The sequence below is a fragment of the Xanthomonas sp. LMG 12460 genome (assembly GCF_009192895.1).
GTDB classification, from domain to species: domain Bacteria; phylum Pseudomonadota; class Gammaproteobacteria; order Xanthomonadales; family Xanthomonadaceae; genus Xanthomonas_A; species Xanthomonas_A sontii.
Map to the genome: position 1 here is coordinate 1 of NZ_NKUH01000009.1, position 20,502 is coordinate 20,502.

At 70.0% G+C, this 20,502-nt stretch carries 15 protein-coding genes; 12 read left to right on the forward strand and 3 right to left on the reverse strand.

Annotation, left to right across the window (positions count from 1 at the left end):
* Positions 1-246: 246 nt before the first annotated feature.
* The 7 genes from CEK66_RS02015 (at position 247) to CEK66_RS02045 (ending at position 9,881) form a co-directional block, all read left to right on the forward strand.
* Positions 247-849 carry a DUF3060 domain-containing protein gene (locus tag CEK66_RS02015; protein ID WP_152235789.1) on the forward strand — a complete coding sequence of 201 codons (603 nt, stop codon included), beginning with the start codon at positions 247-249 and terminating at the stop codon, positions 847-849.
* Positions 850-1,138: 289 nt separating this feature from the next.
* Positions 1,139-2,380, forward strand: a complete 1,242-nt coding sequence (locus CEK66_RS02020) for a cupin domain-containing protein (protein WP_152235790.1) — start codon at positions 1,139-1,141, stop codon at positions 2,378-2,380.
* A 7-nt stretch (positions 2,381-2,387) separates the two neighbouring features.
* Positions 2,388-3,284 carry a GNAT family N-acetyltransferase gene (locus tag CEK66_RS02025; RefSeq protein WP_152235791.1) on the forward strand — a complete coding sequence of 299 codons (897 nt, stop codon included), beginning with the start codon at positions 2,388-2,390 and terminating at the stop codon, positions 3,282-3,284.
* Positions 3,285-3,469: 185 nt separating this feature from the next.
* Positions 3,470-6,295 carry a 2-oxoglutarate dehydrogenase E1 component gene (locus tag CEK66_RS02030; protein ID WP_152235792.1) on the forward strand — a complete coding sequence of 942 codons (2,826 nt, stop codon included), beginning with the start codon at positions 3,470-3,472 and terminating at the stop codon, positions 6,293-6,295.
* A gap of 47 nt (positions 6,296-6,342) precedes the next feature.
* Positions 6,343-7,557: a dihydrolipoyllysine-residue succinyltransferase gene (sucB, locus tag CEK66_RS02035; RefSeq protein WP_152235793.1), complete on the forward strand. Its 1,215-nt coding sequence runs from the start codon at positions 6,343-6,345 to the stop codon at positions 7,555-7,557.
* A gap of 149 nt (positions 7,558-7,706) precedes the next feature.
* Entirely contained in the window at positions 7,707-9,143 is a 1,437-nt protein-coding gene (lpdA, locus tag CEK66_RS02040) for a dihydrolipoyl dehydrogenase (RefSeq protein ID WP_017915813.1), read from the forward strand.
* 144 nt (positions 9,144-9,287) lie between these two features.
* Positions 9,288-9,881: a TIGR00730 family Rossman fold protein gene (locus CEK66_RS02045; RefSeq protein WP_152235794.1), complete on the forward strand. Its 594-nt coding sequence runs from the start codon at positions 9,288-9,290 to the stop codon at positions 9,879-9,881.
* Between the two features lie 379 nt (positions 9,882-10,260).
* Here the strand turns inward: CEK66_RS02045 and CEK66_RS02050 are convergent, their stop codons facing one another.
* Entirely contained in the window at positions 10,261-13,146 is a 2,886-nt protein-coding gene (locus CEK66_RS02050; RefSeq protein WP_152235795.1) for an EAL domain-containing protein, read from the reverse strand.
* 220 nt (positions 13,147-13,366) lie between these two features.
* On the opposite strand from CEK66_RS02050, the gene CEK66_RS02055 reads away from it, so the two are divergent.
* The 5 genes from CEK66_RS02055 (at position 13,367) to CEK66_RS02075 (ending at position 17,818) form a co-directional block, all read left to right on the forward strand.
* Complete coding sequence (locus tag CEK66_RS02055; RefSeq protein ID WP_017915811.1) at positions 13,367-13,921, forward strand: RNA polymerase sigma factor; 555 nt, start codon at positions 13,367-13,369, stop codon at positions 13,919-13,921.
* Positions 13,918-15,069 carry a hypothetical protein gene (locus tag CEK66_RS02060; RefSeq protein ID WP_152235796.1) on the forward strand — a complete coding sequence of 384 codons (1,152 nt, stop codon included), beginning with the start codon at positions 13,918-13,920 and terminating at the stop codon, positions 15,067-15,069. The genes CEK66_RS02055 and CEK66_RS02060 overlap by 4 nt, the downstream gene beginning before the upstream one ends.
* Before the next feature lie 61 nt (positions 15,070-15,130).
* On the forward strand, positions 15,131-15,724 hold the full coding sequence (locus CEK66_RS02065) for a YigZ family protein (RefSeq protein WP_152235797.1): 594 nt from the start codon (positions 15,131-15,133) through the stop codon (positions 15,722-15,724).
* Positions 15,721-17,487 carry an ABC transporter transmembrane domain-containing protein gene (locus CEK66_RS02070; protein ID WP_152235798.1) on the forward strand — a complete coding sequence of 589 codons (1,767 nt, stop codon included), beginning with the start codon at positions 15,721-15,723 and terminating at the stop codon, positions 17,485-17,487. Before CEK66_RS02065 ends, CEK66_RS02070 begins: the two co-directional genes overlap by 4 nt.
* 118 nt (positions 17,488-17,605) lie before the next feature.
* On the forward strand, positions 17,606-17,818 hold the full coding sequence (locus tag CEK66_RS02075) for a hypothetical protein (protein WP_010344257.1): 213 nt from the start codon (positions 17,606-17,608) through the stop codon (positions 17,816-17,818).
* A gap of 350 nt (positions 17,819-18,168) precedes the next feature.
* Here the strand turns inward: CEK66_RS02075 and CEK66_RS02080 are convergent, their stop codons facing one another.
* Both CEK66_RS02080 and pdxY read right to left on the reverse strand, forming a co-directional pair.
* Positions 18,169-19,281 carry a prephenate dehydrogenase gene (locus CEK66_RS02080; RefSeq protein ID WP_017908538.1) on the reverse strand — a complete coding sequence of 371 codons (1,113 nt, stop codon included), beginning with the start codon at positions 19,279-19,281 and terminating at the stop codon, positions 18,169-18,171.
* Positions 19,278-20,198 (reverse strand): pyridoxal kinase, encoded by a 921-nt coding sequence (pdxY, locus tag CEK66_RS02085; RefSeq protein ID WP_152235799.1) that lies wholly within the window; start codon positions 20,196-20,198, stop codon positions 19,278-19,280. The genes CEK66_RS02080 and pdxY overlap by 4 nt, the downstream gene beginning before the upstream one ends.
* Positions 20,199-20,502 lie beyond the last annotated feature (304 nt).

Sequence of the window (20,502 nt, forward strand, 5' to 3'; positions counted from 1 at the left end):
CTGGACGGCGCGGATGGCGCCGCTCGGGGCGTGTCACCGATTCCCGAGTATGCCGCGTTGGGTCTGGCAGGCGCGCTGCCGGCGTGGGCCGTCAGGTCAAGCCGCGCGGCGCCGGCAGCGCGCCTGCCAGGCCCAACCCGAAGGGCCACGGCGCGGCATGCTCGGGGATTGATGGCACGCCCTAGTCCCGTCCATCCTGGGTTAATCGGCAGGGGGCATGCTGGTGGCTCACAGCAGAGCCCCGCGATGAGACCCACCCCGTTGTTTGTGTTGCCGCTGCTGGTCCTGGCCGGCTGCGCGCAGGCGCCACGCCCGCCTGCCGGCGATGGCGCACACACTGCCGCCCCGCGCACCGTGGTCATGCCGGCCGCGCCGCCGATCGCGGCGGCGCCGTCGGCCGGCGACGTCGCCGATGGCGACGAGCGCGACGCCGAGGCGCCGATCCGCATGGCCGCCTCGGCCAGCGGCGACATCGATTGCGACGGTCGCGACCTGAACATCGTTGGCCGCGACGCCACCCTGGTGCTGCACGGGCACTGCGCCACCGTCAGTCTGTTCGGCCGCAACGGCAACCTGCAGATCGAGCGGGCCGACACCCTGCGCGTGCTCGGCGACAACGCCCAGATCGCGATGCGCGGCGATGCCGGGCAGGTCGCCTTGTTCGGCCGCCATGGCCGGCTGCAGATGGCGCGCATCGCGACACTGGACGTGTCCGGCGACCAGAACCAGTTGCAGGCCAGCGAGATCGACACCATCGCCCTGCAGGGCAACGGCAATGCCATCGTCCAGCGCAGCGGCACGGCACAGGTCGACGACAGCGGCCGCGACAACCGCATCCTCGTCCAGTAGCGCGAGCGGCGCTGCGCCCCCACTGCCCTGACCTACCCCGCGGCGTCGCCGTCATCGCCCAACCCGGATGCGCCTGGCGCCGCCCCTGGCCTGCGCGCACGGGGTCACCCACGTTGCGCGGTCACGACACACCGCCAGGGCCTCCGCGCGGCCGTCCATCCGCGCACAGCGGCGCACACGAAGGCCAGCGCGATGGCCCCACGCGCCAAACCGGCGGACAATGGCCGGGTCCGGCCGGCGCCGCCGCGCGCCCGCCCTTTACCTTCCGCGTCGCAAGGACCCACCGCACATGGCTGCCCGCAAGACCGCCGCTCTCGCCTTCGAACTCCACGCCCGCCCCGGGCAACCGCTGGGCATGCCCGCCGCGACCTTCCTGCGCGATTACTGGCACAAGCGCCCGCTGCTGATCCGCAACGCCTTCCCCAACTTCGTCTCGCCGATCGAGCCCGGCGACCTGGCCGGCCTGGCCTGCGAAGAGGCGGCGCTGTCGCGGCTGGTCGAGCACGATCGCGCCAACGACCGCTGGCGCGTGCGCAGCGGCCCGTTCCAGGAGCACGAGTTCCCCGGCATGCCCGACCACGACTGGACCCTGCTGGTGCAGGACGTGGACAAGTGGGACCCGGACATCCGCGCCCTGCTCGAGCAGTTCCGCTTCCTGCCGCGCTGGCGGGTGGACGACGTGATGGTCAGCTTCGCCGCGCGCGGCGGCTCGGTCGGCGCGCACGTGGACCACTACGACGTGTTCCTGCTGCAGGCCCACGGCCATCGCCGCTGGCAGATCGACGCCAGCGTCGCGCTGGGCCGCCCGGCGCCGCCGACCGACTTCCGCGACGACGTGGAGCTGAAGCTGCTGCGCCAGTTCGACCCGACCCACGACTGGGTGCTGGGGCCGGGCGACATGCTTTACCTGCCGCCGCTGGTGCCGCACCACGGCGTCGCCGAGGACGCCTGCCTGACCTTCTCGGTGGGCATGCGCGCACCGTCCTCGGCCGAGCTGATCGTCGACTATCTGGACACCCTGATCGAAGGCGCCGACGAGGCATTGCGCTACCACGACGAAGACCTGCAGGCGCCGGCCGATCCGTACGAGATCGACGCGGCGGCGATGGGCCGCGTGGTCGAGGCGCTGAACGCCCTGCGCATGAACGACCCGGACAAGCTGGGCGCCTGGTTCGGCCGCTTCATCACCACCTACCGTGCCGCCGGCGACATCCTGCCGCCGGCCGGCCTGCCGCCGGCGGAAGAGATCGCCGCCGCGCTGGAACAGGGCCTGGTCCTGCAGCGGCACCCGTGGGCGCGGCCGGCGTGGCGGCGTGCCAGCCGCGGCGCCATGCTGTTCTGCAGCGGCCAGGAGTTCGCGCTGCCGGTCAAGGACGCCAAGCGCCTGGCCGCGGCCGAACACATCGACGGCACCGACTACGCGGCGCTGTCGGCAGCCGGCAGGCAGACCCTGCTGGAGCTGATCGAAGGCGGCTTCTACCAGCCGCTGGAGGCCGAGGACGCCACCGACGAGGACGCCGACGCGGCCTGATCCGACCATGCCCGGCCCCGGTTTCCGCATCGCTGCGCTCGACCCCGTCCGCGACGGCGCCGAACTGCGCGCGCTGCGTGCCGCGGCCGGCACCGCCGTGGACCTGGCCGACGCCGCCGCCGCGCTGGACGCGCTGGGCGACCATCTGGTCGCGCGCAGCGACGACGGCCAGGCAGTGGGCGCGGCCCGGCTCGGCGCGGACCGGCGGATCGCCGCGCTGGCGGTGCTGCCGGACTGGCGCGGGCGCGGCGTCGGCGGCGCGCTGCTGCGCGGCCTGATCGAGACAGCGCAGCGCCGGCACTGGCCGCAGTTGGAACTGCAGGTGCCGGCCGCGGCACTGGCGTTCTGCGCCCGCCACGGCTTCCTGCCGCCCCCGGGCGGCGTGGCCGCCACCGCGGAGGCCGTGCCGCTGCGCCGCCGCTTCGACGGCGCCGTGGCGGTGGAGGACGCGGCGATGGCGATCGCCGCCAGCATCGCGGTACTGGCGCAGGCCCGCCGCCAGGTGCTGATCCACAGCCGCATGCTGGATCCCGGCCTGCTCGACGATGCCCGCGTGGTGGAACAGGTGCGGCGCTTCGCGGTCGCCGCGCATGCCAAGCAGGTGCGTGTTTTGCTGCACGACGCGGCCGCGCCGCAGCGCGTCGGCGCCCCCTTGCTAGCGCTGGCACAGCGCCTGCCCAGCGTATTCCAGTTCCGCGAAGTCAGCGATCCGGTGGACCGCAGCGACGCCACCGCCTACCTGGTCAACGACGGCGGCGGCTACTACTTCCGTGGACTCGGTCACCGTTACGACGGCGAGACCGACCTGCTCGGTGGTGGCCGCGCACGCCAGTTGCGCGCCACCTTCGACCGGGTCTGGGAGCGCGCCCGGCCCTGCAGCGAACTGCGCGCACTGGGCTGGTGAGGAAGCCGCGGCCGCGCCGCCGCAACTGCCACGGATGAACCGGGATCGGCCTTGACCACGCCGAATGCACACCCCGGCTGGTTCATGGGGGTATAATTTTTGCGCTTGATTACGCCCGCGCGGCCCTCGCGTCCGCCGGTTCCTGCCGCAAGCCACCCCAAACAAAGCGACCGCACCCCACCATCGTGGACAATCTACTCAAGCAGTTTGCGCAGTCATCGCAACTCGCCGGCGGCAATGCCGCCTATATCGAAGACCTGTACGAACAGTATCTGGTCTCTCCCGACAGCATCGATCCCAAGTGGAAAACCTACTTCGACGGCTTCCAGGGCCGCGATGCCGGTGACGTCCCCCACTCGGCGGTCATCGCCCACATCGCCAGCGCCGCGCGCCAGGCCGCCAACAGCGGCACCGGCCCGAGCGGCGACGAGCGCGAGCGCCATGTCGGCCGCCTGATCACCGCCTACCGTTCGCGCGGCCACCTCGGCGCGCGCCTGGATCCGCTGGGCCTGACCCCGCCGGTGAACCCGCCGGACCTGGGCCTGCCGTTCCACAGCCTGTCGGAAAGCGATCTGGGCAGCGAGTTCAGCACCGGCGGCCTCGGCGGCCAGCCGCGGATGAAACTGCGCGACCTGCTGGCGCGGCTGAAGGCGACCTACACCGGGTCGATCGGCAGCGAGTTCATGCACATCTCTGAGTTCGAACAGCGCCAGTGGATCTACCAGCGCCTGGAGAACGCGGGCGGCAACATCGCCGGCGACACCGCCAGCCGCCGCCGCACCCTGGAGCGGATCACCGCCGCCGAGGGCCTGGAGCGCTACCTGCACACCAAGTACGTCGGCCAGAAGCGCTTCTCGCTGGAAGGCGGCGACTCGCTGATCCCGATGATGGACGTGCTGGTGCAGCGCGCCGGCAGCGACACGGTCAAGGACATCGTGGTCGGCATGGCCCACCGCGGCCGCCTCAACGTGCTGGTCAACACCCTGGGCAAGAACCCGCGCAAGCTGTTCGACGAGTTCGAAGGCAAGTTCGAGCACGCCCACGACGACCGCGCCCACACCGGCGACGTGAAGTACCACATGGGCTTCTCCGCCGACGTGGCGGTGGCCGACGGCAAGTCGGTGCACCTGGCGCTGGCGTTCAACCCCTCGCACCTGGAAATCGTCGACCCGGTCGTGGTCGGCAGCGTGCGGTCGCGCCAGGAGCGCTACGGCGACGCCGCGCGCAAGTCGGTGCTGCCGGTGATCATCCACGGCGACGCCGCGTTCGCCGGCCAGGGCGTGGTCATGGAGCTGTTCCAGATGTCGCAGGCGCGCGGCTTCGCGGTCGGCGGCACCGTGCACATCGTGGTCAACAACCAGATCGGCTTCACCACCAGCGCCCGCGACGACGCCCGTTCCACGCTGTACTGCACCGACGTGGCCAAGATGATCGGCGCGCCGGTGTTCCATGTGAACGGCGACGATCCGGACGCGGTGGCGTTCGTGGCCAACCTGGCCTACGACTTCCGCCAGCAGTTCAACAAGGACGTGGTCATCGACCTGGTCTGCTACCGCCGCTGGGGCCACAACGAGGCCGACGAGCCGGCGGCCACCCAGCCGGTGATGTACCAGACCATCCGCAAGCACAAGACCACCCGCGAACTGTACGCCGCCCAGCTGGAAAGCGAAGGCGTGCTGCAGGCCGGCGAGGCGCAGGCGCTGGTCGACGGCTACCGCAACAAGCTCGACTCGGGCGAATACACCACCGAGCTGGCGACCCGCAAGCCCGACGAATTCGCCATCGACTGGTCCAAGTACCTGTCGGGCAAGCTGTCGGACAAGGTCGACACCACGGTCAAGCGCAAGACCCTGGACCAACTGGCCAAGATCATCACCACCATCCCGGGCGGCGTCGAGCTGCACCCGCGCGTGGCCAAGATCTACGAGGACCGGGTGAAGATGGCCGCCGGCGAACTGCCGGGCGACTGGGGCTTCGCCGAGAACCTGGCCTACGCCACCTTGCTGGGCGAAGGCCACAAGCTGCGCCTGGTCGGCCAGGACGCGGGCCGCGGCACGTTCTTCCACCGTCACGCGATCCTGCACGACCAGAAGACCGACAGCTACTACCTGCCGCTGCGGCAGTTGGTGGAGAACCCGGAAGACGCCACCGTGATCGACTCGCTGCTCAGCGAGGAGGCGGTGATGGGCTTCGAGTACGGCTACTCCACCACCGATCCCAACGCGCTGTGCATCTGGGAAGCGCAGTTCGGCGACTTCGCCAACGGCGCGCAGGTGGTGATCGACCAGTTCATCGCCGCCGGCGAAGCGAAGTGGGGCCGCATCTCGGGCCTGTCGCTGTTCCTGCCGCACGGCTACGAAGGCCAGGGCCCGGAGCACAGCTCCGCGCGCCTGGAGCGCTTCCTGCAGCTATGCGCGCTGGAGAACATGCTGGTCTGCGTGCCCACCACCCCGGCCCAGGCCTTCCACATGATCCGCCGGCAGATGCGCATGTCCACGCGCAAGCCGCTGGTGGTGATGACGCCCAAGTCGCTGCTGCGCCACAAGCTGGCGGTGTCGACCATGGAAGAACTGGCCGACGGCGAGTTCCAGCACCTGATCCCAGACGCCAAGGCCGACCCGAAGAAGGTCAAGCGCGTGGTCGCCTGCTCCGGCAAGGTCTACTACGACCTGCTCGAGGATCAGACCAAGCGCGGCCAGGACGACGTCGCCATCCTGCGCGTGGAACAGCTGTATCCGTTCCCGCGCGAGCTGCTGTCGGCCGAGCTGAAGCGCTACGGCAACGCCACCGACCTGGTCTGGTGCCAGGAAGAGCCGCAGAACCAGGGCGCCTGGTACCAGATCAAGCACCACCTGCAGGCCTGCCTGGCCGACGGACAGAGCCTGCACTACGCCGGCCGCGCCCGCTCGCCGTCTCCCGCCGCCGGCCATTTCGCCGAGCACGTGGAAGAGCAGCTGAAGCTGGTCGCCGATGCGCTGTTGAATCCGTTCAACGACCAAGTCGCTGAATAAACCCCCTTTCACATTTCAAAAAAGACACCACTAGGACGCCCCCTGCAATGGCCACCGAAGTCAAAGTTCCGGTACTGCCCGAATCCGTATCCGATGCCACCATCGCCAGCTGGCACAAGAAGGCCGGTGACGCGGTCAAGCGCGACGAGAACCTGGTGGACCTGGAGACCGACAAGGTCGTGCTGGAAGTGCCCTCGCCCGTCGATGGCGTGCTGAAGGAGATCAAGTTCGAGACCGGCGCCACCGTGACCAGCTCGCAGATCCTGGCGATCATCGAGGAAGGCGCGACCGCCGCTGCGGCACCGACCGAGGCCAAGGTCGCCGAGGCGCCGAAGGCCGAAGCGCCCAAGGCCGCCGCCGCGGAAGCGCCGAAGGCCGCCAAGGCCGACGCGCCGAAGGCCGCCGGTGATGTGTCCAGCCTGCCGCCGGGCGCGCGCTTCAGCGCCATCACCGAAGGCGTGGATCCGTCGCAGGTCGAAGGCACCGGCCGCCGCGGCGCGGTGACCAAGGAAGACATCCTCAACTACGCCAAGAATGGCGGCGCCGGCAAGGCCAGCGGTGCGCGTCCGGAAGAGCGCGTGCCGATGACCCGCGTGCGCAAGCGCATCGCCGAGCGCCTGATGCAGTCGAAGAACTCGACCGCGATGCTGACCACCTTCAACGAGGTCAACCTGGCCAAGGTCTCGGCGGCGCGCAAGGAACTGCAGGACGAGTTCCAGAAGGCCCACGGCATCAAGCTCGGCTTCATGAGCTTCTTCGTCAAGGCCGCGGCCAACGCGCTGCAGCGCTTCCCCCTGGTCAATGCCTCGATCGACGGCGACGACATCATCTATCACGGCTACAGCGACATCTCCATCGCCGTGTCCACCGACAAGGGCCTGGTCACGCCGGTGCTGCGCAACGTCGAGCGGCAGTCCTTCGCCGACATCGAACAGGGCATCGCCGACTACGCCAAGAAGGCGCGCGACGGCAAGCTGAGCCTGGAAGAACTGCAGGGCGGCACCTTCACCGTGACCAACGGCGGCACCTTCGGCTCGCTGCTGTCGACCCCGATCATCAACCCGCCGCAGAGCGCGATCCTGGGCATGCACGCGATCAAGGAGCGTCCGATCGCCGAGAACGGCCAGGTCGTGATCGCGCCGATGATGTACCTGGCGCTGTCCTACGATCACCGCATCATCGACGGCAAGGACTCGGTGCAGTTCCTGGTCGACATCAAGAACCAGCTGGAAAACCCGGGCCGGATGCTGTTCGGTCTGTAAGAGCCGGGAATCGGGAATGGAGAGTGGGGAATGGGACAAGCGCCCATTTCCCTGCCCTGTTCCCGCCTGGACCTGGATGGGAGGCGGCAGGCGCCTGCGCTTTTGCGATTCCCCATTCCCTATTCCCCATTCCCGTGTGAGCGAATGAAATGAGCGAACAATACGACGTCGTCGTCATCGGTGCCGGTCCCGCCGGCTATCACGCGGCCATCCGCGCCGCCCAGTTGGGCCTGAAGACCGCATGCATCGACGCGGCGCTGGGCAAGGACGGCAAGCCGGCGCTCGGCGGCACCTGCCTGCGCGTGGGCTGCATCCCGTCCAAGGCGCTGCTGGATTCCTCGCGCCAGTTCTGGAACATGGGCCACCTGTTCGGCGAGCACGGCATCAGCTTCAAGGATGCCAAGATCGACGTCGCGGCGATGGTCGGGCGCAAGGACAAGATCGTCAAGCAGTTCACCGGCGGCATCGCGATGCTGTTCAAGGCGAACAAGATCACCCCGTACTACGGCTTCGGTGAGCTTCAGCCGGGCAACGTGGTCAAGGTCAAGCAGCACGACGGCAGCGAAGTCGAGCTGAAGGGCACCAACGTGATCCTGGCCGCCGGCTCGGATTCGATCGAACTGCCGTTCGCCAAGTTCGACGGCGAGACCATCGTCGACAACGTCGGCGCGCTGGACTTCACCGAGGTGCCCAAGCGCCTGGCGGTGATCGGCGCCGGCGTGATCGGCCTGGAACTGGGCAGCGTGTGGAAGCGCCTGGGCGCCGAGGTCACCATCCTCGAAGCGCTGCCGGACTTCCTGGCCCTGGCCGATGCCGAAGTGGCCAAGACCGCCTTGAAGGAATTCAAGAAGCAGGGCCTGGACATCAAGCTCGGCGCCAAGGTCTCCAAGACCGAAGTCACCGGCAAGGGCAAGAAGCAGGAAGTGGTCGTCACCTATAGCGACAGCGAAGGCGAGAAGACCCTCAACGTGGACAAGCTGCTGGTGGCCGTCGGCCGCCGCGCCGCCACCAAGGGCCTGCTGGCCGACGGTACCGGCGTCAAGGTCAACGAGCGCGGCCAGATCGAGGTCGATGCGCACTGCCACACCGGCGTGGACGGCGTGTGGGCGATCGGCGACTGCGTGCGCGGGCCGATGCTCGCGCACAAGGGTTTCGAGGAAGGCATCGCGGTCGCCGAACTGATCGCCGGCCTGCCCGGCCACGTCAACTTCGACACCATTCCGTGGGTCATCTACACCGAGCCGGAAATCGCCTGGGTCGGCAAGACCGAGCAGCAGCTCAAGGCCGAAGGCGTGCCGTACAAGGCCGGCAGCTTCCCGTTCGCCGCGATCGGCCGTGCGGTGGCGATGGGCGAGCCCGCGGGCTTCGTCAAGGTCATCGCCCACGCCGAGACCGACCGCGTCCTGGGCATGCACCTGGTCGGCGTCGGCGTCTCCGAACTGGTCCACGAAGGCGTGCTGACCATGGAGTTCAACGGCTCGGCCGACGACCTGGCGCGCATCTGCCACGCCCACCCCACCCTGTCCGAAGCGATCCACGACGCGGCCATGGCGGTGAGCAAGCGGGCGATTCATAAGGCCAATTGAAGCCGGGAAACGGGAATGGAGAATCGGGAATGGCAAGCGCATTCCCGGCACTGCATTCCCACTGCATAACGCCGGGCCCGAGTCCGGCGTTATGCGTTTCGGCTTTTGATTTTCCCTATTCCCCATTCCCGACTCCCATTCCCGATGAAAAGCATCTGCGTCTACTGCGGCTCCAACGCCGGCAACAAGCCCGCCTATGTCGAACGTGCCACCGCGCTGGGCACACGCATCGCCGAACAGGGGCTGCGCCTGGTCTATGGCGGCGGCAATGTCGGCCTGATGGGCACCGTGGCCAATGCGGTGCTCGCCGCCGGCGGCGAGGTCACCGGCGTGATCCCCAAGCAACTGGCGGACTGGGAAGTGGCGCACCGCGGCCTCACCGAGCTGGAGATCGTCGGCTCGATGCACGAGCGCAAGTCGCGCATGTTCGACCTGTCCGATGCCTTCGTCGCTCTGCCCGGCGGCTTCGGCACCATGGAAGAAATCTTCGAGATGCTGACCTGGCGCCAGCTCGGCATCGGCAACAAGCCCTGCGCCTTCCTCGACGTGGAAGGGTTCTACGCGCCGCTGATCGGCATGATCGATCGCATGGTCGAGGAGCGCTTCCTGCACCCGGACCAGCGCGCCGACCTGTGGTACGGCAGCGACATCGACACGATGCTGGGCTGGATGCGGGACTACACGCCGGCGCAGGCTTCTAAGTGGATTGACGAGAAGCGCCGTAACGCGCTGCGCTGAGAGCATCTCTGATCGGCGGTAAGCATCTGGCGCGTGGCGACGCGTTACAGATTCCGGCGCCTCACTGCTTCCATGGCGCGGATTGATGAAAAACGACGCAACGCGCTGCGCTAGGAGCGTCTGACGGGCGGCGGGGTCAATGCGCGTGGCGACGCGCTACCGACTCCGGCGCCTCACCGCCACTGCGGCGCGGATCGACGAGAAGCGTCGAAACGCACTGCGTTGAGAGCATCCGATCGGCGGTTAGCGCCTCGCGCGTGGCGACGCGTTACAAATTCCGGCGCATCACTGCTTGCATGGCGCGGATTGATGAAAAGCGCCGCAACGCGTTGCGCTGCGACCAACGGGCGCATGGCGCCGCGCTCCGCACCCGATCGCCTCAAAGCAGCTGCGGCGCGGCGGCCGGGCGCCCGAGCAGATAGCCCTGCCCGTAGTCGCAACCCAGTTCGCGCAGGGTCGCCAGTTGCTGTTCGGTCTCGATGCCTTCGCCCACCGTTTCGATGCCCAGGGTGCTGGCCAGGGCGAGAATGCCGCGCACCAGCGCGTGGCTGCCGGTGCTGCCCTCGTCCTGCAGGCCGGCGACGAAGCTCTGGTCGATCTTCAGCACCGAGATCGGGAAGCGGTGCAGATAGGAAAGCGCCGAGAAGCCGGTACCGAAGTCGTCCAGTTGCGCCAGCACGCCGCGCTCGCGCAGCGCCTGCAGGATGGTCAGGGTGCGCGGTGCGTCGTCGAGCAGCGCCACCTCGGTGATCTCCACGCGCAGGCGACGCGGATCGGCGCCGGCGGTGTCGATCAGCCCGAACAGCCGCTCGGTGAAATCCGGCGAGCGGAAATGCCGCGGCGAAACGTTGACCGAGACGTAGCCGCCCTCGCTCTGCGCCAGGCGCCGGATCACCTGCGCGTACAGCAGCCAGTCCACCTGCTCGATCAGGCCGCTCTCCTCGCCCAGGTCGATGAACTGGCTCGGCACCAGCAGCCCGCGGCTTTCGTGGCGCCAGCGCAGCAGCGCTTCGTGGCCGATCACCTCGCCGTCGCGCAGGCGCACGATCGGCTGGTAGAACGGCTCGAAGTCGCGGTTGTTGATCGCCCGACGCAGGTCCGCCTCCAGATCGAGGCTGCGCAGCGCCGCCTCGCGCATGGCCTCGTCGAACACCACGCAGCGGTCCTGCGTCTGCGCCTTGGCCCGGTACATGGCCGCGTCGGCGTCGCGCAGCATCTCCTCGCCGTTGTGGTAGCGCGGATGCCAGGCGGCGATGCCCAGGCTGCCGGACGGGAACAATTCGCGGCCCGCCACCCACATCGGCTGGCCGAGCACGTGCAGCAGGCGCCGCGCCAGCTCGCGCGCGCCGTCCAGGCCGTGCTCGCACGGCGTCAGCACCGCGAATTCGTCGCCGCCCAGGCGCGCCACCACGTCCTGGCCGCGGATCGTGGAGACGATGCGCTTGGCGACCTGCACCAGCATCTCGTCGCCGGCGGCGTGGCCGATGCTGTCGTTGACCAGCTTGAACCGGTCCAGATCCAGGAACAGCACGGCGAAGGTCCTGCCGCCGCCGCGGGCACGGGAGATCGCCTCGCTGAGCCGGTCCAGCAGATGCGATCGGTTCGGCAATCCGGTCAGCGCATCGTGCAGCGCCTGGTGGGTCAGGCGCTGCTCGGCACGCCAGCGTTCGGCGATCTGCGCCAGCAATTGCTCGTTGACCTCGGCCAGTTCGCGGGTGCGCTCGTCCACGCGCTGCTCCAGCTCCGCGTGCGCCAGCCGCAGCCGTTCCTGCGCGCGTTGCCGCGCCAGCCCGCTGCCGACGTTGTGCGCGACGAAGGTCAGCAGGCGCTGGTCGTGCTCGGTGAACCGCACCTTGGCGATGTAGCTCTGCACCACGATCGCGCCGATCACCTCGCCTTCGTCGAACAGCGGCACGCCCAGCCAGCTGTAGGGGCGCTGGCCGTATTCCTGTACCTCGCCCTGCGCCAGCAAGGCGTCGATGTCGGGAAGTTCGAGCAGTTGCGGACGCCGCACCCGCATCACGTACTCGGTCAGTCCGCGGCCGCGGCGCCGTTGCGGCCGGTAGGGGGTGAACTCGTCCACCGAGTAGACGAACTCCAGCATCGTGTCGTCGTCGGACAGCAGCGCGATGTACAGGTTGCGCGCGTCGATCAGCCCGCCGACGATGGCGTGCACCTCGGTGTAGAACTGCTGCAGGCTCTCCGAGCGGATCGCCAGCTCGGCGATGCGGAACAGCGCCAGTTGCAGCGTCTCGGCGCGCTTGCGCTCCTGGATCTCGTCCTGCAGGTCGCGGTTGGCGCGCTGCAGTTCCTGGGTCCGCAGGTGCACCCGCCGCTCCAGTTGCACCTGCGCATGGCGCCGGTCCATCGCGGTCTGCACGTGTTGCGCCACGTAGGCCAGCAGCGCGCGGTCGGCGTCGGTGTAGCGCAGCGCGTAGTCGTAGTTCTGCACCACGATCGCGCCGCACACCCGGCCCTCGCGCAGCATCGGTACGCCCAGCCAGTCGCGGCTCTCCGGGCCGTGTTCGGCGTTGTAGCCCACCTGCAGGCGTTCGCGCACCTGCTCCGAGGGCCCACGCACCGCGCGGCCGTGGCGCAGCAGTCCCACGGTGAGGCTGTGCGGCATGTCGCGCAGGAAGTAGGTCTGCTCCGGATCGGCGACGAAGTCGTCGTGGCGGTCGGAGAAGTACAGAAAGCGCATGCTCTGCTGATCTTCGTCGTATTCGACGATGTAGCAGTTCTCCGCGTACATCAGCGATTCCAGCACCGCATGCACGCGCTGCAGCATCTGGCTCATTTCCAGATCGGCGCCGGCCAGATCGGCGATCTCGTACAGCGCCTGCTGCAGCTGCTTGGATTTCTCCAGGCCCTCGATGCGCGCGCGCGTGCGCTCGGTGTCGAGCAGGTTGAGGCCGAAGGCGACCGCGGCCTCGCACCAGGCGGCGCGGTACGCTTCGTCCAGCGGCTGTCTCACCTGCGCACCGATGACCACGCAGGCCCCCTCGGCGGTGCGATGTACGTGCAGCACCGTCGGTGTCGTCGACGGTGGCAACTCGGTGGCGGCCAGCGTCTGCGCGACCAGCGCCTGCAGCCACTCCGGCGCCTCCGCGCTGGCGCCGTGGAGGCGCCCGACCACGCCGTCGCCGCAGCCGACCACCACGGCGCTGCCGGGCGGCAGCAACCCGCACAAGGCCTGCGCCGTGCGGGCGGGCGCATGGCCGCCGGAAGCGTCTTCGCGGGCGGTGGCGGACGAATTGAACAGCATCGACAACGATTCTCCTGCAGGGCCCCCCGGAACCGCTCCACGCTCGCCCTTTCACCCCCAGCATACCCGTTGCATGCACCGATCGACGCCCGATCGACCCCGAAGTGCCGCGATACGCGTTTGTCTACCCATGTTGTCCGAATGTCCGCCATCGACGCCCTCTCCCGGGCCCCCGCCTCCCGACTATGCGGCGGACCGGCGAACGCTTAGGCTTGCCGCCGTGGACGCCCCGGTCGACGCGAGCGACGAAGCCCTGATGCTGGCCTATGCCGCCGGCGACGCGCGCGCGTTCGAGACTCTGTACCTGCGCCATCGCGGCCGCCTGTACCAATACCTGCTGCGGCAGCTGCGCGACCGGGCGCTGGCCGAAGAACTGTTCCAGGACGTGTGGCAGCGGGTGATCGCCGCACGCCTGGACTGGCAGCCGCAGGCAGCGTTCACCACCTGGCTGCTGCGCATCGCCCACAATCGGCTTGGCGACCATTGGCGCGCGGCCAAGCACCGCCCGCCGGCGCCGGCCGACGCCGACCTGCGCACCGCGCGCGTGCAGGACCCCGACACCCCGGAGCGGCAGTTGTCGGCCTTCGAACAACGGCGCCAGTTGCAACTGGCGCTGGATGCGCTTCCCGAGGAGCAACGCGACGTGCTGCTGCTGCGCCTGGAGCAGGAATTGAGCCTGGACGAGATCGGGCAGATCACCGGCGTCGGCCGCGAGACGGTCAAGTCGCGGCTGCGCTATGCGATGGACAAACTGCGCGCGAGGTTGGGCGGATGAGCGCCGACGAACCGCTGACCCCGGAAGAGCGCGCGCTCGCCGAACGCCTGCGCCTGGGCCGGCAGGCATTGCCGCCCGCAGCGCTGGATGCGGCGATCCTGGCTGCCGCGCGTGCGGCGGTCGCACCGGGGGCCGCCGAGGTCCCGGAGTATCCCAGCAGCGCCGCCGAACGGGCACGGGCGCAAGCCACCGCGGCGATGCCAGCGTCCGCACCCGCCTCCATCGCGACCGCCGACCCGGCCGGGCCAGGCCCGGCGCCCGCATCGCGTGCCGCCCCGCCGGCGTCGCGGCCACGCTGGCCGACCTGGCTCGGCCTGGCCGCCTCGCTGGTGCTGGTGGCCGGCATCGCCTGGCGCGCACGCCCGCCGGTGCCCTCGGCGCCGATGCCGTCGGCAGCGCCTGCTCCGGCAGCGCCCGCCACCGACTCCGCTTCTGCGCCAGCCGCATCGCCGGCACCGCCCTCCGCGGAGCCGGCGCCGGATGCCACCGCGCCGGCGGCCCCCAAGGCCACAGCGCCCGCCCCTGTGGCCTCGGCGCGCAGGGAAGCGGAAGCACCTGCCGCGCCGCTACCGGAGGCGCAGGCGCGCAAGCCGGTGCCCGCGAAGAGCCTGGCCCCTCCCGCTTCACCGGCGATGGTGGCGCCAGTTGCACCGCCGGCCCCGGCACCACCGCCACCGGCGATCGCAGCGGATAACAGCGAGCCGGCTGCCGCACCGGCCGCCGAACAGCAAGCCGCCCCCGCCGCCATGGCCTTGCGCGCACCGGCGCGCGCGGCAACGACGCAGGACACCTGGGCACGCAGCGCGCCCACCGACGACGCCCGCCAGGCCAAGCTGGCGGCCGCCCCGCGCGCGCAGGCGGCAGCGACCGGGTCCTCGGAGGCGCTGTCGCTGCAACCTTCGACGTCGTCTGCCGCGCCCACTGCCGCATCGGCGCAGCCACGGTCCTCCGCTGGCGTCTTGGCGGCCGCAGTGGAAGTGGCCGTGGAGGCCGACGCACAATTGCCCCCGCGGCGCTGGCTGCAACGGATCCGCGAGCGCCGCGACGGCGGCGAACTGGACGTCGCCCGCGCCAGCCTGCTGCGCTTCCAGCGCACCCACCCGCACCGCACGGTGCCTGCAGACCTGCGCCCGCTGCTGCAGGACTGAGCCGCGCGCTGCCGGCGCCTGCGCCGCAGGCCGGCAGCGCACCTCGTCTACAATGCCGCCGATGCCCGATACGCTCCCGCACCCCGTCAGCCACAGCGTGGAGATCAAGCACAGCCGCTTCATTGCCCACGCCGCGCCGATCGCCGACGCCGGCGCAGCGCTGGCGTTCGTGCAGCAGGTGATGGTGGCCGACGCCACCCACAATTGCTGGGCCTACCGCCACGGCGACGAATACCGTTCCAGCGACGACGGCGAGCCCGCCGGCACCGCCGGCCGGCCGATCCTGGCGGCGATCGACGGCCAGGGCTTCGACCGCGTGGTGGTGGTGGTCACGCGCTGGTACGGCGGCATCAAGCTCGGCGCCGGTGGCCTGGTCCGCGCCTATGGCGGCAGCGCGGCCGAATGCCTGCGCCTGGCGCCGCGGCAACCGTTGCTGGCCTTGAGCCTGCTCACCCTGCACTGCGGCTTCGACGACCTGGGCGCGGTGCATGCCGCGCTGAGCGCCTGCGCCGCGGAAAAACTCGATGAACGCTTCGACGCCGGCGGCGCCGAACTGCGCCTGCGCCTGCCCCGCGATCGCGTCGACGCCTTGAAAACCCGCCTGCGCGACGCCACTCGCAATCGGGTCCGCTGTTCGGAACCCGTCCCCGCATGAACACCCCGTCGGCCGACCAGGCCAAGTCGCTGCGCAGACTCGGCAGCCTGCGCACCCTGTGGCCGTTCGTGCGTCGCCGGCGCGGCCTGCTGATCGCCTGGCTGGTGGCGCTGGCGATCTCCTCCAGCGCCACGCTGAGCCTGCCGGTCGCGGTCCGGCAGATGATCGATCATGGCTTCGAGGACGTCGGCCTCATCAACGAGTCGTTCGCCCTGTTGTTCGCGGTCTCGGTGGTGCTGGCGGTGGCCACCGCCACGCGCTTCTACTTCGTGTCGCTGCTCGGCGAAAAGGTGGTCGCCGACCTGCGCGAACGCCTGTACACGCATCTGATCGGGCTGCATGCCGGTTTCCACGACCGCAACCGCAGCGGCGAACTGGTCTCGCGCCTGTCGGCCGACAGCGAACTGCTGCGCGGGGTCATCGGCAGCACCATGTCGGTGGCGCTGCGCAGCACGGTCACCGCGGTCGGCAGCGTGGTGATGCTGTGCGTGACCAGCCCGCATCTGGCCGCCTACACCCTGCTCGGCATCCCCGTGGCGGTGCTGCCGATCGTGCTCGGCGCGCGGCGCCTGCAGAAGATCTCGCGCGCCAGCCAGGACCGCGTCGCCGACGCCAACACCCTGGCCGCCGAGACCCTGGGCGCTGTGCGCACGGTGCAGGCGTACGCGCGCGAAGGCTACGAACGCGGCCGCTTCGGCGAGGCGCTGGCGCAGACCGTGGCGGTGGCGCGGCGCCGGGTCCGCGCGCAGGCGCTGATCACCGCCGCGGCCATCGTGTTGATCTTCGGCGCTATCGTGCTGGTGCTGTGGTTGGGCGCGCACGAGGTCGCCGCCCACGAACTCAGTGCGGGCGCGCTCGGCCAGTTTTTGCTGTACGCGATGTTCGGTGGCGGCTCGGTGGCCTCGCTGGCCGAGGTCTGGAACGACCTGCAGCGCGCGGCCGGCGGCATGGGCCGCATCGCCGAACTGTTCCAGGAACGCCCCGACATCGTCGCGCCGGCGCAGCCCCGCGCGCTGCCGCAGCCGCTGCGCGGCGAAGTGCGTTTCGACAACGTCAGCTTCCGCTACCCGCAGCGCCCCGATCACCCGGCGCTGGACGGCTTCGATCTGCACGTGCGGCCCGGCGAGAGCGTGGCCCTGGTCGGCCCCTCCGGCGCCGGCAAGAGCACGGTGCTGGCGCTGCTGATGCGCTTCCACGACCCGCAATCGGGCAGCGTGCAGGTGGACGGCCTGGACCTGCGCACGCTGGACCCATCGAAGCTGCGCGAGGCCATCGGCCTGGTGCCGCAGCACCCCACCCTGTTCGCCGCCAGCGCCGCCGACAACATCCGCTACGGCCGGCTCGAGGCCAGCGAGGCCGAGGTCGAGGCCGCCGCGCGCGCGGCCGAAGCCGACGCGTTCCTGCGGCAACTGCCGGAGGGCTATGCCAGCGAACTGGGCGAACGCGGTGCGCGCCTGTCCGGCGGCCAGCAGCAGCGCATCGCCATCGCCCGCGCCCTGCTCAAGGACGCGCCGATCCTGTTGCTGGACGAGGCCACCAGCGCCCTGGACGCGCAGAGCGAACACGCCGTGCAGCACGCGCTGGAGCGGCTGATGGCCGGACGCACCACCCTGGTGATCGCGCACCGCCTGGCCACCGTGCTGAAGGCCGACCGCATCGTGGTGATGGATCATGGCCGCATCGTCGCCCAGGGCACCCACGCCGAGCTGCTGGCGCAGGACGGGCTGTACGCCGAACTCGCTCGCCTGCAGTTCATCGACTGAGCACGCCGCGCTAACGGCGGCGGGACTACGGTCGGGCCGCGTCTGCGCTGCGGCCGCGCGCCCGCGGCCGCCGCTCCGGCGTCCCGCATTCGATGCAGCGTTCGACAGGAGGCTTCCGATGTCCTTTCGCCAATTGCCCGCCCTCGGTCCCGACGGCGAGGCCTATCTGATCACCGAGTTCCAGGACGATGCGCCGCGCCAGCAGCAGGCGCAGCACGACCCGCACGCCGACAGCGGACTGCGCTACGAACTGGCCGACGGCCGCAAGCTGATCCGCCGCGGCCAGCAGTTCGTCACCACCGGCGGCGAGTTGACCCTGACCGCGGTCTAGCGTCGTCACCACGCTGTGCCGCCATGCCCCGTCGTCGCCACTGGCGTTCGGGGTGCTGGCGGCAAGCTGGTGAATTTTTCGCCACACGGCTTGACAGGCTTGCCCCGCAAGGCGCGCCGCGGGTTATCCACATGTTTGCGCAGTGGCCATCCACATGCGCTGTGGATGAATCTGGAGGTGGGCGTCGTGCGTCCATGTGTTCTGGAGCGCAGCTGAAGCCGCGAGGAGCGAAGCGGTGCGCGTTCCGATGGCGCACCGCGTCGGGACTGAAGTCCCTCCCACAATGCCCCAGCCCACTCGCCGCAAGTTCCTGCAGGAGCGGCTTCAGCCGCGACGGCGTTCGATGCAATTCACCCCGCCAGCACCCGCCCGATCCCACTGGCATCGATCTCCGCCGCCGCGCCACGCACCGCCCCCGCATCGCTGGCCGGATCGAAGCCGAGCCGGAAATGCAATTCGCCCGCCTGCGTGCGCGAGGAATGGATCGAAGCGAGATTCACCCCATGGCGCTCGAACACGTGCAACAGCGCGCGCAGCGAGCCGGCGCGGTCTTCTGGCAAGTACACGCTGAGCGTGGCCTGCTCGGTCAGATCGGCGAGCAAGTACCCCACCCGTTCGTAGCTGTAGTTGCCCTGCGCGATCGCCGCCTCGCCCAGCGCCTGCCGGTTGGCGTCGAGAAACTCGGCACGAAACTGCGCGCGCGCCGCATCATCGCCGCGGCCGACCTGGTCGCGCAGCCGCGACAGCTGCGCGATCAGCCCGTCCAGCACATCGCCGACATGCGGATTGCCGAACTGGATGTCTTCGTAGATGGCCGGATTCAGGGCCAGGATGCGCGCGATGATCGCGGTATCCAGTTCGAACGAGGCGGAGCGGTACGGCAGCAGCGCCTGCAACGGCCCCAGCGCCGGCGCATGCTCGCGCAGCACGCCGGCCTGGGCCAGATGCGTGGCGTGGACCATCGCCTGCACCAGCGCCATCACCCGGTCGTGGTGCTCGGGCGTGGTGCGCACGCACTCGCCTTCCAGCGCCGCGTACAGCTGCTGCAGCCAGGCCTGCCACTGCGCCACCCGCGCCTCGCACACCACCAGCACGCGGCCCTTGAGCGTGGGCGACTTGGGCGGCGCGGTCATCGGATGCAGGCCGGCCACTTCCGCCTGCGAGGCCAGCATCGCCGCCACCGGCGCAGCCTTGACCGAGGTGACGTCCAGCCAGAGCTGGTCGCGCTCGCGACCGCCGGCGCGCTGCACGTACTCACCGATCAACGCCGGCGTGTGCCGGATCGGCGCGGAGAAGATCAGCACCTGCGCCTGCTGCAGCAGCGCCTCCGGCGCCAGCGACTGCGGGTCGGCCGGATCGTGGCCGATCACCTGCAACTGCATGCGCTCGCGGAAGAAGCGGCTCAGCCAGCGGCCATAGGCGCCGGCACTGCCGACGATGCCGACGACCGGGTGCAGGCTCACGCCAGGCGCTCGGCGACGAAGCGCAGCGGCGTGGCCAACGCAGCCGGCGCCGCGGCCAGCACGTCCAGTTCTTCCACGTCCGCGGCCAGGGTCGCCTCCAGCGCCGCATGCACGCCGGCGATGGCGCGGCCGATCGCCGCCTCGAAGCTGTCGCCGCGCAACAGGAACGCCACCAGCAGCGCCATCAACACATCGCCGGTGCCGGCGACATCCACCGGCAGCAATGGCGAGCACCAGCGGTAGACCGCCTCGCGGCTCACCGCCAGCGTGACCAATTGCCCGGCATCGCCGCCGACGCCATGCGCAAGCACCCATTCCGGCCCGCGCGCCAGCAACACGCGTGCCGCGGCGATCGCCTCGTCCTGCGCCAGTGCCGGCATGCCGGTCAGGCGGCCGAGTTCGAACGCATTCGGCGTCACCAGCCATGCGTGCGGCAACAGGCGCTCGGCGAAGATCGCCTCCAGGCCCGGCTCCACGTAGGGGCCGGTGTGCGTATCGCCGATCACCGGATCCAGGCAGTAGCGCAGCGTCGGGCACTGCGGCAGCGTGGCGTCGAGCCAGTCGGCGAAGGCGGCGCCATTGCCGACGCTGCCGAAGTAGCCGGACACCAGCATGCGCGCGCGTTGCGGCAGGCCGCGTTCGCTGGCGCCGAGCAGCAGATCGGCGAACCAGTCCGACGGCAGCACCTTGCCGCGCAAGGTCGCATAGAACGGCGCATTGCTCAGCAGGGTGGTCGGGATCTCGGCCACGCGCAGGCCCAGCGCACGCAACGGCGGCACCGCCGCGCTATTGCCGGCATGGCCGTAGACCAGTTGCGACTGCACGGAAATGACGTCGACCGGCACCGGCCCGTCGGGGCGCTGGCGGCGGCCATGGATGAGATGACTTGCAGCGGAGCTGTCGGCGGAAGCGTTCATCGCCGTAGTGTAGCGCCGGCGCCAGTGCGCTCGGGATGCGCGCGCACAGGCGTGTTACATGGTTTTAAGCAACAACGGCCTCAGCTGCTACGCTCCGACGAGAAAGCGTCGCGGCTGAAGCCGCTCCTGCAACGGGGGCATGGTGCGGGGAGACGCCCACGCACAGCCAGCATCGAAACTCCCAGTTCTCCGCTGCGCTCAGCGCGCGAAACATTCCAATGTGGGAGGGGCTTCAGCCCCGACGCGTTGGCGGTAAAGCGTCGGGGCTAAAGCCCCTCCCACAAACAGCATTGCGGTAGCCAGA